The organism is Desulfomicrobium aestuarii, from assembly GCF_055385525.1.
Window position 1 is genome coordinate 1,777,510 of sequence record NZ_AP042427.1, and the last position, 13,417, is coordinate 1,790,926.

Consider the following 13,417-nt stretch of genomic DNA (forward strand, 5'->3'; position numbering starts at 1 on the left):
TAAAAATTATCTTTTTTCGTGACCGCGGACGCCCTTCCGCCGCTTCGCATCTTCACCAACGGCCCTCACTCAGGCCAGACCAACGGATACCGCCATGCCCCAGAAAGGACCACATATATCCCTCGCCCCCGAACGCCTGGTCAAACGCGTCCTCGGACTTCCTCTCGAAGAGTTCCAGACCTGGCCCGAATACCTGCAGCAGCTGGCCCTGGACCTGGCAGAAGAGCTGTTCATCATCCGCTACAACCCGTTCATCCCGCCCAAGGATGTCCGCCAGAGCGTGAACGCCCGGCTGCAGGCCGAGCGCGCCGCCCTGTCGCCGGAATACTTCCGCGAGCTCTCGGGCTGCCTGGAGCGCTTCTGGCAGAACTGGGAAGCCGACCAGAAGTTCAGGGCGGCACTCGTGGAGCGCCTGTCCAAAATCCTGGACAAGGAGCAGATCGTCACCGCGGCCAACAACCTCATCGAGTGCTCCACCGACGCCACGGACCTGCGCATGGAGCTGCCGGCCCTGGTGGTCTTCCCCGAGAACACGGCCCAGATCCAGGGCATCATCCGCCTGGCCAACGAGATGGGCTTCCCCATCGTGCCCCGCGGCGGGGGCTCGGGACTCACGGGCGGCGCCGTGCCGGCCAAGCCGCGCAGCGTGATCCTGAGCCTGAGCCGCCTGAAAGAGATCATGGACATCGACGTCCAGGGCCGGACCATCACCCTGCAGTCCGGCGTCATCACCCTGAACGCCATCCAGGCCGCGGCGGCCAAGGGCATGCTCTTCACCGTGGACCCGGCCTCCAAGGCGGCCTCGTCCATCGGCGGCAACGTCTCGGAGAACGCCGGCGGCCCCTTCGCCTTCGAGTACGGCACGACGCTCGACAACCTCCTGTCCTACAAGATGGTCCTGCCCACGGGCGAACTGGTCCAGGTCAGGCGGGTGGACCACCCCTGGCACAAGATCATGCCCGATGAGGCCGCCACATACGAAATCCTCGACGAATTCGGCAACCGCAAGGAGCTTCTGACCCTCAAGGGCGACGAGATCCGCGGCACGGCCCTGGGCAAGGACGTGACCAACAAGTTTCTGGGCGGCCTGCCCGGCGTGCAGAAGGAGGGCGTGGACGGCGTCATCACCGAGGCCACCTTCACCCTGCACCCCATCCTGCCCCACTCGCGCGTCATGTGTCTGGAATTCTACGGCAATTCCATGCGCAACGCCATGTACGTCATCAAGGACATCGTGGCCCTGCGCGACGAGATCCGCACCCAGGGCGACCTGGTCAAGCTCTCGGCCCTGGAGGAGTTCGGCATCAAGTACGTCCAAGCCATCGAGTACTCCAAGAAGTCCCAGAAGTTCGACGGCATCCCCATCTCGGTACTCATCATCCAGCTCGACTCCACCGACGAGGAGGCCGTGTTCGACGCCGTGCGCCGCATCACGGACATCTGCGCGAACTACGACAACGTCGACAGCTTCGTGGCCGCCGACGAGCGCGAGGCCGAAGTTTTCTGGCACGACCGCCACCAGCTCTCGGCCATCTCCAAGCGCACCAGCGGCTTCAAGCTCAACGAGGACATCGTCATCCCCTTGGAGGTCATCCCGGATTTCTCGGACTTCCTGGAGGAGCAGAACCTCTATTACCTGGCCATCGCCTACCGCGAGGCCCTGCGCCAGGTGCAGGCGCTGCCGGGAATCGAGGTCGACGACGAGTTCGTGCGCATGGAGATGGACGTGGCCTCGTCCATCATCAAGGGCAAGACCCGCAAGGACGAGCTGCCCGAGCAGGAACTGCAGCTGCAGACGTCCTTCTTCTTCCAGCACCTCAAGGGCAAGTACCCCAAGCTGCACGAGGAATTGTCCAAGATCTTCGAGAACATGCAGAACACGCGCGTCGTCATCGCCAACCACATGCACGCCGGCGACGGCAACTGCCACGTCAACCTGCCCGTCAACTCCAACGACCCGCGCATGCTGGCCCTGGCCGAGGAGGCCGTGGAGAAGATTTTCCACAAGGTCCTGGAATTCAAGGGTCAGGTCTCTGGCGAGCACGGCATCGGCATCACCAAGATCGGCTTTTTGGCCGAGGAGAAGATCGCGGCCCTGCGCGCCTACAAGAAGAAGGTCGACCCCAACAACATCTTCAACCCCGGCAAGCTGACCCAGCGCGACCTGGTGGTGGTGCCCTACACCTTCTCCTTCAACCGCCTCATCAAGGACATCAACAAGACGGCGCTCCCGGGCAAGGAGAGCCTCATCAACCTGCTGCTGAACGTGCAGACCTGCACCCGCTGCGGCAAGTGCAAGCAGGTCTGCCCCATGTACCTGCCCCAGAAGGGGCTGCTCTTCCACCCGCGCAACAAGAACATCACCCTCGGCGCCCTGGTGGAGGCCATCTACTATTCCCAGCTGCAGAACGGCGAGCCCCAGACCCAGCTCCTGGGCGAACTGCGCAAGATCCTGGAGCACTGCACGGCCTGCGGCAAATGCTACGCCATCTGCCCGGTCAAGATCCGCACCCAGGACGTGACGCTGCAGATGCGCGCCTACCTGGAGGAAAAGGGCGCGGGCGGGCACCCCTTCAAGAACCGCGTGCTGAACCTCCTGAGCCAGGACCCGCAGGCCACCCTGCCCAAGGTGGCCAAGATCGCCGGCATCGGCCAGGAGCTCGGCAACCGGGCCGTGAACCTGCTGCCGGCGAAGTGGCGCGAGCGTCTCGACAGCCCGTTGCTGCGCGGCAAGGGGCCTTCCACCCAGTTCAAGAACCTCAAGGAAGGCCTGCACCTCGCCAAGGGCAACATCATCTCCGCCAAGGACGCGCCCAGCAAGCGCGCCGTGATCTACTTCCCGGGCTGCGGCGCGAGCCTCTTCTACCGCTCCATAGGCATGGCCGCCGTTCGCCTGCTCCTCGACGCCGGCGTGAGCGTGGTCCTGCCGCCGGACCACCTGTGCTGCGGCTACCCGCTGCTGGCCTCGGGCTGCCGGGACCAGTTCGAGCGCATGGGCAAGGAGAACCAGAAGGTCCTCGAAAACCTGATCCGGCAGGCCGAAACCGCGGGCTTCGCCGTCAAGGCCGTGCTGACCTCGTGCGGCACCTGCCGCGAAGGCATCAAGGACTACCGCCTCAAATCCCTGGAAACACGCCAGGTGGAGCACATGGACGTGGTGCAGTACATCATCCAGAACTCCAAGGCGGGCTTCGGCCAGGGACCGGAGCGCCTACTCTACCACGCGGCCTGCCACCACGAGTGGACCGGGGTCCCGCCGCTGAAGGCCGGGGAAATCTACGCTCGCGAAGTGGGCAAGCTGGTGGGGGCCCAGGTTTCGATCTCGCCCCACTGCTGCGGCGAATCCGGCCTCGGAGCCCTGACATCGCCCCGGATCTACAACCGCCTGCGGGCGCGCAAGAAGGAGCAGCTCTCGGCGGACCTCGCGGCCTACCAGGCCGACGGCCCGATCATCGTCGGCTGTCCGTCGTGCAAGATCGGCATCCAGAGGACGCTCCTGGACATGGGTGCCGACCGCGACGTGCTGCATACCCTGGAATACCTGGCCCGCTTGCGGCACGGGGAGAACTGGCGCAAGGAGTTCCACAAGCAGCTGGCCAAGTCCGAGGCCCAGGCCGGCGTGCAGATCGTGACGGCCACGGCCTGACGGACCCGGAAATCCGCATGAAGCTCTTAGGCATCGACTACGGCCAGAAGCGCATCGGACTGGCCATCGCCCACGGCGGCATGGCCTTCCCATTGAAGACCCTGGCCAAAAGCACCAGGGACAAGCTCTTCGCCGACCTGCTGGCCGTCATCGCGGCCGAGGGCGTCGAGGCAGTGGTCCTGGGCCTGCCCCTGGACATGGAAGGCAATGAGACCCTGACCACGCGGCAGGTCCTGAACTTCCGCGACAGTCTGGCCCGGCGCACGGACCTGCCCATCCACCTCGTCAACGAGGCCCTGACGTCCTTTGACGCCCGCGAGCGTCTGCGCGAGGCCGGCGTGCCGGCGCGCAGGCAGGCCGAGATGCTCGACCAGATGGCGGCAGTGTGCATCCTCGAAACCTATCTGGGGAATTCATGAAGACGTGGATGAAGCTCGCCCTGGGCGTGGCACTTGCGGCGGTCATCGCTGCCGCGGCGGGACTGTACGCCGCGTGGCGCTACGTGGAGACCCCAGTCGAACCGGAGTCGAACGCGACGACGGTCTTTCGGGTCGAGACGGGGGAGAACCTGCGCGGCGTGTCCGCGAAGCTTGAGGAGCAAGGGCTGATAAGGCACGCCGAGGCCTTCCGGACCTACGGCCGCTACCGCAAGCTGCCCCTGCAGGCCGGGGAGTTCGAGCTTTCCAGGTCCATGAGCCCCCGGCGGATCCTGGAAGTCCTGGCCTTCGGCAAGCCCATCCTCTACCGCCTGAGCTTCGCCGAGGGGCTGACCATGCGCGAGGTTGCCCAGGCCGTGAACGCCACGGGCCTGACCACGGCGGAAAGGTTCCTGGCGGCCTGCCGGGACCGGGACTACCTGCTCTCCAAGGGCATCAACGCCACGGACGCCGAAGGCTATCTCTTCCCCGAGACCTATTTCTTCGCGCGCATCCCGGACCGGAGCCCCTACCCCATCCTCGACGCCCTGCTGGAGCGTTTCCGGACCAGCGTGGCGGACCTGCCCCAGGCCGGGGACCCCGCGGCCCTGCACCGCATGGTCATCCTGGCGTCCCTCGTCGAGAAGGAGACGGCCATCCCCGCCGAGCGGCCGGCTGTGGCCGGGGTATACGCCAACCGCCTGCGGCTCGGCATGCTCCTGCAGTGCGACCCGACCATCATCTACGGCCTGGGTGAAAACTTCGACGGCAACCTGCGACGCTCCCACCTGCAGGATGCCTCCAACCCCTACAACACCTACGTCCACCCGGGCCTGCCGCCCGGCCCCATCTGCTCGCCCGGCAAGGCCTCGCTCCAGGCGGCCTCAAGCCCCGAAGAGCACGAATTCCTCTACTTCGTGGCCCGTCCAGACGGCTCGCACCAGTTCAGCCGCACCCTGCGCGAGCACACCAACGCCGTCATCAGGCACCAGCGCAAGGGACGCCCTTTCCCGTCCGACAAATCACCTGGCGACTGAACGGGCAGACTTCACTGCGACAGGGCTTCGCGCTGCTCGTCGGATTCGGAGTTGAAGAGCGCCACCTGCCTGAAGGCCTGGGAAAAACCCGCGAACGCGTCCACGATGTCCGGATCGAAATGCGTCCCGGCGCCCTGCAGGATGATCTCCTCGGCCTTGGTGTGGGTGAAGGGCGGCTTGTAGACCCGGCGGCTGATGAGGGCGTCGTAGACGTCGGCCAGAGCCATGATCCTCCCGCACAGGGGGATGCCCTCGCCGGCGAGCCCCTGCGGGTAGCCGCTGCCGTCCCATTTTTCGTGGTGGGTGAAGACGATGTCCTCGGCCATGCGCAGGAACGGCATGGCCCCGAGCTTGCGCTGCACCGAGATGATGGCGTCCCGGCCGTACTCGGTATGCCGGCGCATCTCGGCGAACTCCTCGGCGGTCAGCGCCCCTGGCTTGAGCAGGATATGGTCGGGCACGCCGACCTTGCCGATGTCGTGCAGCGGGCACGTCAACCCCAGAAGCTCGATGTAGTCGCGGGTCAGGGTGCGCGAGAAACGCGGGTGCGTCCGCAGTTCCTCGGCCAGGATGGCCACGTACCCCTTGACCCGGTGGATGTGCTGGCCTGTCTCGGGGTCGCGGTATTCCGCCAGGGCGGCCATGCTCTCGATGGTCGCCTGCTGGGTCTGGATGACCTCGCGGGTGCGCTCGCGAACCATCTCCTCCAGGCGTTCGTTCTGGCGGCGCAGGTCCCGCTGGGCCTGGGCCAGGAGCAAATGCGTCCTCACCCTGGCCTTGAGCTCCTCGACCTCGAAAGGCTTGCTCAGGTAGTCCACGGCACCGAGCTGGAAACCCCGTGCCTTGGTGCCCACGTCGGACAGGGCCGAGAGCATGATGACCGGCACCTCGGCCGTGGCGGGATGCCGCTTGAGCCTCTCCAGGACCTCGTAGCCGTTCATGCCCGGCATCATGATGTCCAGCAGAATCAGATCCGGCGGGGACTCCGCGGCCATCTCCAGCGCCGACGCCCCATCCAGGGCCACGGCCAGTTCATGGCTCTTGCCCAGCGTGTTGACCAGTATGTCCAGGTTGAGCTTGGTGTCGTCGACTGCGAGCACCCGGCGTTGCGACAGATCCATCATGCCTCTCTCTTGATTTTCTCCAGAACCTTTTCCGCCAGGGCCAGGGCGGGGGCGAAGTCGTACTGCTCCGTCAGGGCGCAGATGCGGTCCACGTCATCACGGTAGGCCATGGGCACGTTCGCGGCGCACAGCCTGTCCGCCACGGCCTGGCATTTCATCGGGGTCCTCGAACGCAGCCCCGGAAGCAGTTCATCCAGAAAGGCGGCCAGGGCCGAAACATCCAGCTCCGTCCCCTGGCGGCAGGAAACCTCGAAACCCTCCAGGCGTCCTATTTCCCCCAGCATGGCTTCGAAGGCATCTCGAAACGATGCGAACGCCTCGGCGCAATCTCCCGGCGCATCGCCGGCCAGCCGCCTCTCGAGGTCCGCAGCCGCCCCCTCGACCCGGTATGCCCCGATGTTGGCGCACATGCCCCGCAGGGAATGCACGATCATGCGGGCCTCCACCGTCTCGCCGCGGTCCAGGAGCTCCCGTATCCGGGCCGCGGACTGCCCGTACTCGCGGCGGACGTGCAGCAGCGAGTCCGCATAGGCCGCGCCGTCCCCCATGAAACGGGCGATCCCGCCCTGCACGTCGATGTCGCGCAGCATTGGGATGTCCGGGCAGGAAGCCGCAGGGGCCTGCGCGGGCGAGACGACGGCCGCATTCAGCCAGCGGTTCAGCGCCCTGAACACATCGGCCGGGTCGATTGGTTTGAAGACCTGATCGTCCATGCCGGCGTCCATGATCTTCCGGCGCTCCTCGGGCAGGACGTGGGCGGTCATGGCCACGATGGGCAGCCCGGCCAGGCGCGGGTCGGCCTTGATCCGGCGGGAGGCCTCGAAGCCGTCCATGACCGGCATCTGGATGTCCATGAAAACCAGGTCGAACTCCCGTTCCCGGACGAGCCGCAGAGCCTCCTCGCCGTTGCAGGCCGTGACGACGTAGAGGCCCGCCTGTTCGAGGATGCCCCGCGCCACCTGCTGGTTCAGCTCGTTGTCCTCGACGAGCAGAATGCGCCCGCCATGGCAGACCACGCTGTCGCCGTCCTTGGTGGACACGCGGCAGAACCGCCCCTGCTCCGCAGGCACGCCCAGGGCCTCGCGCAGGGCGCCTGCCAGGGACGGGCGGCTGACCGGCTTGGTCAGCACGGAGCAGAAACCCAGCGCCGGGGCGTTCCTGATCATGCCCTCCTGGGTGAAGGGACAGAGCAGAACGGCCCTTGCGCCCGGAACCCCCGAGGTCCGAAGACGTTCCCGCAGGGTCGCGCCGTCCATGTCCGGGAGTTTCCAGTCGACCAGCACGAGCCATTGCTCCCCCGGGGTTTCAGCTGACAGGATCTCCAGGGCCGAAGCCCCTGATGCGGCGCCCTCGGAACGCACCCCGAATTCCCGCAGGCAGTCGAGGATGAACTGACGGGAGGAATCCGCGTCGTCCACGACCAATGCCCGCATCCCCCCCAATCCTTCAGGCGGACGCACCTGCTCGTCGGCGGAGAATGACCTCGGCGAGACGGGACAGGTGATCGTGAAGGCGAACACGCTCCCGCGGCCTGGCCGGCTCGAGACCAGCAGCTTCCCGCCCATCAGTTCCACGAGGTGCCTGGATATGGAGAGCCCGAGACCGCTCCCCCCGTAACGCCTGCTGGTCGAAGCGTCAGCCTGGGCGAAGGGGGTGAAGAGGGACTCGACCTGTTCAGGCTTCATCCCGATGCCCGTATCCATGATCTCGAACCGCAGCCGCGCCCCGAGACGGTCATCGAATTCCTCGGAGAAAACGCCGACGCGGATCTCGCCTTCGTGGGTGAACTTTGCGGCGTTGCCCGCCAAGTTGATGAAGACCTGCCCCAGCCGCAGGGGGTCGCCCAGCAGGAACCTTGGCACCCGGCCTTCCACCGTGACGACGAACACCACGTTCTCCGGCACGCGCACGCCGACCACCGTGGCGACATTGTCGAGCACTTCCCAGAGGTCGAACTCGATGTGCTCGATGACGATCTTGCCGGCCTCGATCTTCGAAAAATCGAGGATGTCGTTCAGGATGCCCAAAAGCGTCTTGGCCGAACGCTCGACCTTGAGCAGGTAGTCCCGCTGACGCGGGGTCAGCCCGCTGCCCAGGGCCAGGTGGACCATGCCCAGGATGGCGTTCATGGGCGTGCGGATCTCGTGGCTCATGTTGGCCAGGAAGCTGCTCTTGGCCTGGTTGGCGACCTCGGCCTCCCGCGTCAGGCCTTCGGCCCGGGCGATGGCCTTTTCGAGCTGCCTGTTGAGGCGCTGCATGGCCTCTTCGGCCTCCTTGCGCGCGCTGATGTCCATGAGGCATTCGAGCAGTTTCTCCCGGCCGCCGACGCGGATGCGGGTCACGGTCTTGAGGACGGGAATGGACGATCCGTCGGCGCGGATCATGATCCGGTCGGAATTGTCGATCTGGCTTCCCAGGTCCACGATGGGGCAGCTCTTCTCGTTCGCCGGGCACAGGAAGTGGTGGCAGCGCTTGCCGACGATATCCTCCTGCGGGGCCCCGAAGAGCAGGGCCGCGGCCGGGTTGACGCTCTCGATGACCCTGGTCTGGCCGTCGATGATGACCAGCCCCACGGGCAGGTGCTCCATGAGGGTGCGCTGCAGCGATTCGCTTTCCTGCAGGGCTTCCCGCATGGTCTTCTGCTCCGTGATGTCCTCCTTGAGGGCGACGAAATGCGTAATGCTCCCCGCGCTTCGGATGGGCGATATGGTCACGTATTCCCAGAACAGCTCGCCGTTCTTGCGCTTGTTGTGCAGTTCCCCCTTCCAAGCCCCTCCGGCGAGAATGGTCTTCCACAGGTCTTCGTAGACCTCTGGCGCCATGAGGCCCGATTTCACGATCCGCGGGTTCTGCCCGATGACCTCGGCGAAGCTGAATCCCGTCTTCTCCTCGAACTTCGGGTTGACGTATTCGATGGCCCCGTCAATGCCCGTGATCATGACACTTACGGGGCTCTGCTCCACCACGGTGGACAGTTTCCGGCCCCGCTCCTCGCTCTCGCGCAGGGCCAGCTCCGTTCTCTTGCGTTCGCTTATGTCGTGGAACGCCGTGACGGAACCGGCGTGGACTCCGTTTTTGACCACGGGGCGGCTTGCGATCTCGACGTGCAGCAGATTTCCGGCCTTGCCCTTGAAGCAGTCTTCCGCGTCATAGGGCTCCCCCCGTTCCAGGGCTGACAGGAAGGGGCAGCGCCCCCGTTCCAGGTGGGCGTTCCCGTCATGGCAATGGAAGATGTCGTGGCCGATGCGCCCGACGATCTCCTCGGCCGGATACCCGAGCAGTTCGCACCCGGCCGGGTTCATCCAGACGATCTCTCCCGCGGGGTTCGTCATGTAGACGCCTTCGGCGAGGGCGTCGTTCATGACGCGCAGGTTGCCGCGTTCGGTTTCGAGGGCAACGGTGCTTTCGCGCAGGTGCAGGAGAAGTGCCAGGAACATGGCCGAAACCGAGACAAGCAGGACGACGAAGGTCGTGAACTCCTGCCTGAAGGTGGCCACGACCGTGTCGGGGGAATAGCTGACCAGGTACCCGGAGGTGCGTCCCGCGACATCCAGCATGGGCAGAAGAATGACGTCGTAGTCCTTCTCCGCCGTGCCGACCGTCGTCGCAAAGGGTGCGCCGCTGCCCATGGCCTGCCGCAGCTCGGGGTTCTTCGCGAGCAGACGGTTGATGGCCAGCGCTTCGGAGGAGAGGGGCGGTGGGCTCGTCGGCAGCAGGGCGTTGGCGTCCTCGACCAGGAAATCCGGGTTCAGTGAGGACTCGCTGTACAGCCAGCTCTGCTCGGGGAAGAGGGCCCCCGTCGTAAGTTCGCGCGACAGGATGAAGGAATACTCCCGGCCAGGGTCCAGTCCGGCCAGTGAATCCCGCAGGGCCTTGGTCGAGATGAGCGTCTCGACGCTGCCGACCAATCTGCCGTCCAGCTTGAGGGGAAAGATGTAGCGATACCCCGTGGCGGTCCCTCCTGCCTCGAACCCCTGCGCAGGCTGACCGGATTGGGTGACCTTACGCACCAGAGGGCGCATCTCCATGAGGCTGTCCCCGTAGCGCTCGGACATGTAAAACCGCAGCAGGCTGCTGCCGTCAGGCAGATGGAAGTGGAGCTGCCGCAGGTTCTGCCGCCGCATGGCCTCAAAGGTCGGGAACAGCTCCCGGTACAGCTTCCCGCGGGCCAGGTCCCGTTGCAGGCCCTCTGAGCCGGCCGCCTCGGCGATGATGGCGAGCACCTCGGGCGTGTTCAGGGACGTTTCGTAGAAGCTCTGCATGGACAGCCGGTACATCTGGGCGCTGGCCTTGTACGCCGTTTCCAGGATGTTGCGCTGCTCCGAGTAGTGCGCATTCTCCTTCTCGATGCGGTTGGTGCGCAGAAACACGCCGGCGCCGAGGCACAGGAGAAGGGCCAGAGCCAGCAGGAGGTGGCGCTCCATGGCGGTGTTGCGCCAGGGCGTCATCAGAAGTTGCCGTCCTCAGGGATGGACTCGCCGCCCAGAAGCGCCCGGACCGGGGCGTAATCGGCGTCGTCCGCGGGCACGGAGCCGTGCCTCAGGTTTTCGCCCCAGGACGAGAGCATGGCCTTGTCCTCGCCGTCAGGGTCCAGACCGGCCAGGACCTGCCGGATGGCGTCCCGCTCCTCGGGCGAAAGGGTCGCGGCGTTGCCGACCAGGGCGAAGGACGGCATGGGCGCGGACTCGGCCAGAATCTTGAGGCCGAGATGCTCATACTTCCGGCCGATGGCGGTCTTGAGCCCGCCGAGGTCGAATTCGCCGCGGACCACGGCCTTGGCCACCTCGTCGTGCTTGTCCAGGTAGCGGTACAGGTTGCGGGAAAGGGCCGAGCCGCGTTCGCGCAGCAGGCCGTTGGTGGAGAGAAAGCCGCATGTGGAGAGGGGCTGGGTCAGGGCGATCTTGCGGTTCTCCAGGCCCTCCAGGGCCAGCCCCTTGTCGGCCGGGGCGACGATGGCGCAGGTGTAGAGCGGCTCCCCCGAGGCCTCCCGGAAATGGACCAGCGGCGTGGCTTCGCTGCAGACGTTTTTGAGGGAGACGTAGGGCAAAGGTCCGAGATAGGCCAGGTCGATGCGGCCCTGCCTGAACTTGGCCAGAATTTCAGCATAGCTTTCCGAGTAGTCGAAGACCACTTCATGGCCGAGGCGTTGCTGGAGATAGCGGGCCATGGGCATGAACTGTTTGAGGACCGTCTCGCGGCTTTCCATGGGCAGCGGGGCCAATACAAGGGTCCGCGCATGGAGGGGCTGGCACGTGAGTACGAACATGAACACGATGAAAGCGAAGCGCATGGGGGCCTCCGAAGGGGACCTGGGCGGGGTCGAGTCCACGCCTCATTCGATCAAGTGCCGCGAAAACCCTGCAAAGTCCAGCCCCTCCGTGGAATTAGGCGTTCTGTCAGCCAAAGAAACGATAATCTATGATTCCCGCGAAAAAATTCCCGCTTCAGTTATTTTCCATAATCAGATATGTAGCTTGCCGCATCATTGAAGACCTTCGGAAAAATTTCGGCCCAAACACCCATGCCTGCCGACTGGCATACTTCGACTCCGTGAAAACCCCGCCGGGACGTTCCCGGCGGGAAGCGATATCGGTTCACCATCCAAGGAGGTTCGCTGTGAAGAAACTGCTCTTTCTCGCTCTGGCTTTCGTCTTTCTGGCCACGGCCGCCCAGGGCAAAACGCTGAAAATGGCCCTCGACGCAGACCCCGAGTCCATGGACCCGCACGTCCAGCTCTCGGGCGGCATGCTGCAGTACACCCACCTGGTCTTCGATCCGCTGATCCGCTGGACCAAGGACATGAAGTTCGAGCCGCGCCTGGCCGAAAAATGGGAGCGCATCGATGAACTGACCGTGCGCTTCCACCTGCGCAAGGGCGTCAAGTTCCACTCCGGCAACCCCTTCACCGCCGCCGACGTGGCCTGGACCATGGACCGCCTGAAGAAGAGCGAGGACTTCAAGGGCCTGTTCACCTCCTTCGCCGCGCCCAAGGTCATCGACGACTACACCATCGACATCGTGACCACCGAGCCCTACCCGCTGGTCGAGAACATGGCCACCTACATCTTCCCCATGGACTCCAAGTTCTACACCGGCACTGACGAGAAGGGCCTGCCCAAGGACGCCATCGTCAAGACCGAGTACTCCTTCGCCAACCAGAACGAGTCCGGCACCGGCCCCTTCACCGTCGAGTCCCGCGAGCACGGCGTGAAGATGGTCTACAAGCGCTTCGCCGACTACTGGGACAAGGACAGCAAGGGCAACGTCAGCGAGATCGTCCTGACCCCCATCAAGGAAAACGCCACCCGCACCGCCGCCCTGCTGTCCGGCGACGTTGAGTTCATCGCCCCGGTCCCGCCCCAGGACTTCGAGCGCCTGATGAATAACAAGGACGTCACTACAATTTCAATGGCGGGTTCACGCGTCATTACTTTCCAAGTCAATCAAAAGCGGAAGCCAGAATTTGCCAATCTGAAGGTTCGTGAGGCCATGATTGCCGCCATTGATAACGCCGGCATTGCTTCAAAATTGATGAAAGGGATGGCGACACCAGCTCAGCAGCAGGGGCCTGAGGGCTTTGACGGCTATATTTCCGACCTCAAGCCCCGCTTCGACCTGGAAAAGGCCAAGCAGCTCATGAAGGAAGCCGGTTACGAAAAGGGCTTCGAGGCAACCATGATTGCCCCGAACAATCGTTATCCTAATGACGAAAAAATTGCAGAAGCTGTGGTTTCCATGCTTTCCAAGATCGGCATCAAGGTCAGCTTGAAGACCATGCCCAAGGCCCAATACTGGGACGAGTTCGACGCCCAGGTGGCCGACATCCAGATGATCGGCTGGCACTCCGACACCGAGGACTCCGCCAACTACTCCGAATACCTGCTGATGTGCCCCAACAAGGAAACCGGCAAGGGCCAGTACAACAGCGGCAACTACTGCAACCCCAAGCTCGACGAGCTGGTCAACAAGGCAAACGTCGAAACCAACAAGGCTAAACGTGTCGCTCTCCTTCAGGAAGTGGAAAGAATTGCCTACAACGACGCCGCTTATATTCCACTTTTTTGGCTGAATCCTTCCTGGGCCGCCAAGAAGGGCGTGGACATCGAGCCCGTGGTCAACATCATGGACTTCCCGTACCTCGGCGACCTGGTCATCAAGTAGTCCGACATCGACCGATGATCGATTTGTCGGCCC

At 64.4% G+C, this 13,417-nt stretch carries 7 protein-coding genes; 4 read left to right on the plus strand and 3 right to left on the minus strand.

Annotated elements, in window-relative coordinates:
• Nucleotides 1-94: 94 nt before the first annotated feature.
• The 3 genes from ACZ5AC_RS08100 to mltG are packed head-to-tail and all read left to right on the plus strand — an operon-like array spanning nucleotide 95 to nucleotide 5,099.
• Nucleotides 95-3,646 (plus strand): FAD-binding and (Fe-S)-binding domain-containing protein, encoded by a 3,552-nt coding sequence (locus ACZ5AC_RS08100; protein ID WP_464250437.1) that lies wholly within the window; start codon nucleotides 95-97, stop codon nucleotides 3,644-3,646.
• 17 nt (nucleotides 3,647-3,663) lie between these two features.
• The gene (gene ruvX, locus ACZ5AC_RS08105; RefSeq protein WP_464250438.1) at nucleotides 3,664-4,065 is read left to right on the plus strand and encodes a Holliday junction resolvase RuvX; all 402 of its coding nucleotides are present in this window, start codon (nucleotides 3,664-3,666) and stop codon (nucleotides 4,063-4,065) included.
• Entirely contained in the window at nucleotides 4,062-5,099 is a 1,038-nt protein-coding gene (gene mltG / locus ACZ5AC_RS08110) for an endolytic transglycosylase MltG (RefSeq protein ID WP_464250439.1), read from the plus strand. The genes ruvX and mltG overlap by 4 nt, the downstream gene beginning before the upstream one ends.
• 11 nt (nucleotides 5,100-5,110) lie before the next feature.
• Here the strand turns inward: mltG and ACZ5AC_RS08115 are convergent, their stop codons facing one another.
• From ACZ5AC_RS08115 to ACZ5AC_RS08125, 3 genes are read right to left on the minus strand one after another with little or no spacing between them, the layout of a single operon-like run.
• Nucleotides 5,111-6,223 carry an HD-GYP domain-containing protein gene (locus ACZ5AC_RS08115; protein ID WP_464250440.1) on the minus strand — a complete coding sequence of 371 codons (1,113 nt, stop codon included), beginning with the start codon at nucleotides 6,221-6,223 and terminating at the stop codon, nucleotides 5,111-5,113.
• Nucleotides 6,220-10,671 (minus strand): PAS domain S-box protein, encoded by a 4,452-nt coding sequence (locus ACZ5AC_RS08120; protein WP_464250441.1) that lies wholly within the window; start codon nucleotides 10,669-10,671, stop codon nucleotides 6,220-6,222. The genes ACZ5AC_RS08115 and ACZ5AC_RS08120 overlap by 4 nt, the downstream gene beginning before the upstream one ends.
• Complete coding sequence (locus ACZ5AC_RS08125; protein WP_464250442.1) at nucleotides 10,671-11,513, minus strand: PhnD/SsuA/transferrin family substrate-binding protein; 843 nt, start codon at nucleotides 11,511-11,513, stop codon at nucleotides 10,671-10,673. The genes ACZ5AC_RS08120 and ACZ5AC_RS08125 overlap by 1 nt, the downstream gene beginning before the upstream one ends.
• Nucleotides 11,514-11,839: 326 nt before the next feature.
• Here ACZ5AC_RS08125 and ACZ5AC_RS08130 point away from each other — a divergent pair, with 326 nt between their 5' ends.
• On the plus strand, nucleotides 11,840-13,384 hold the full coding sequence (locus ACZ5AC_RS08130; RefSeq protein WP_464250443.1) for an ABC transporter substrate-binding protein: 1,545 nt from the start codon (nucleotides 11,840-11,842) through the stop codon (nucleotides 13,382-13,384).
• The last annotated feature ends 33 nt before the right edge of the window (nucleotides 13,385-13,417 follow it).

Excerpts from the sequence above, each read along its gene's own strand:
- ACZ5AC_RS08125 (WP_464250442.1), bottom strand. The coding sequence starts at position 11,513 with ATGCGCTTCGCTTTCATCGTGTTCATGTTCGTACTCACGTGCCAGCCC.
- ACZ5AC_RS08115 (WP_464250440.1), bottom strand. The coding sequence starts at position 6,223 with ATGATGGATCTGTCGCAACGCCGGGTGCTCGCAGTCGACGACACCAAG.
- ACZ5AC_RS08120 (WP_464250441.1), bottom strand. The coding sequence starts at position 10,671 with ATGACGCCCTGGCGCAACACCGCCATGGAGCGCCACCTCCTGCTGGCT.
- ruvX (WP_464250438.1), top strand. The coding sequence starts at position 3,664 with ATGAAGCTCTTAGGCATCGACTACGGCCAGAAGCGCATCGGACTGGCC.
- mltG (WP_464250439.1), top strand. The coding sequence starts at position 4,062 with ATGAAGACGTGGATGAAGCTCGCCCTGGGCGTGGCACTTGCGGCGGTC.
- ACZ5AC_RS08100 (WP_464250437.1), top strand. The coding sequence starts at position 95 with ATGCCCCAGAAAGGACCACATATATCCCTCGCCCCCGAACGCCTGGTC.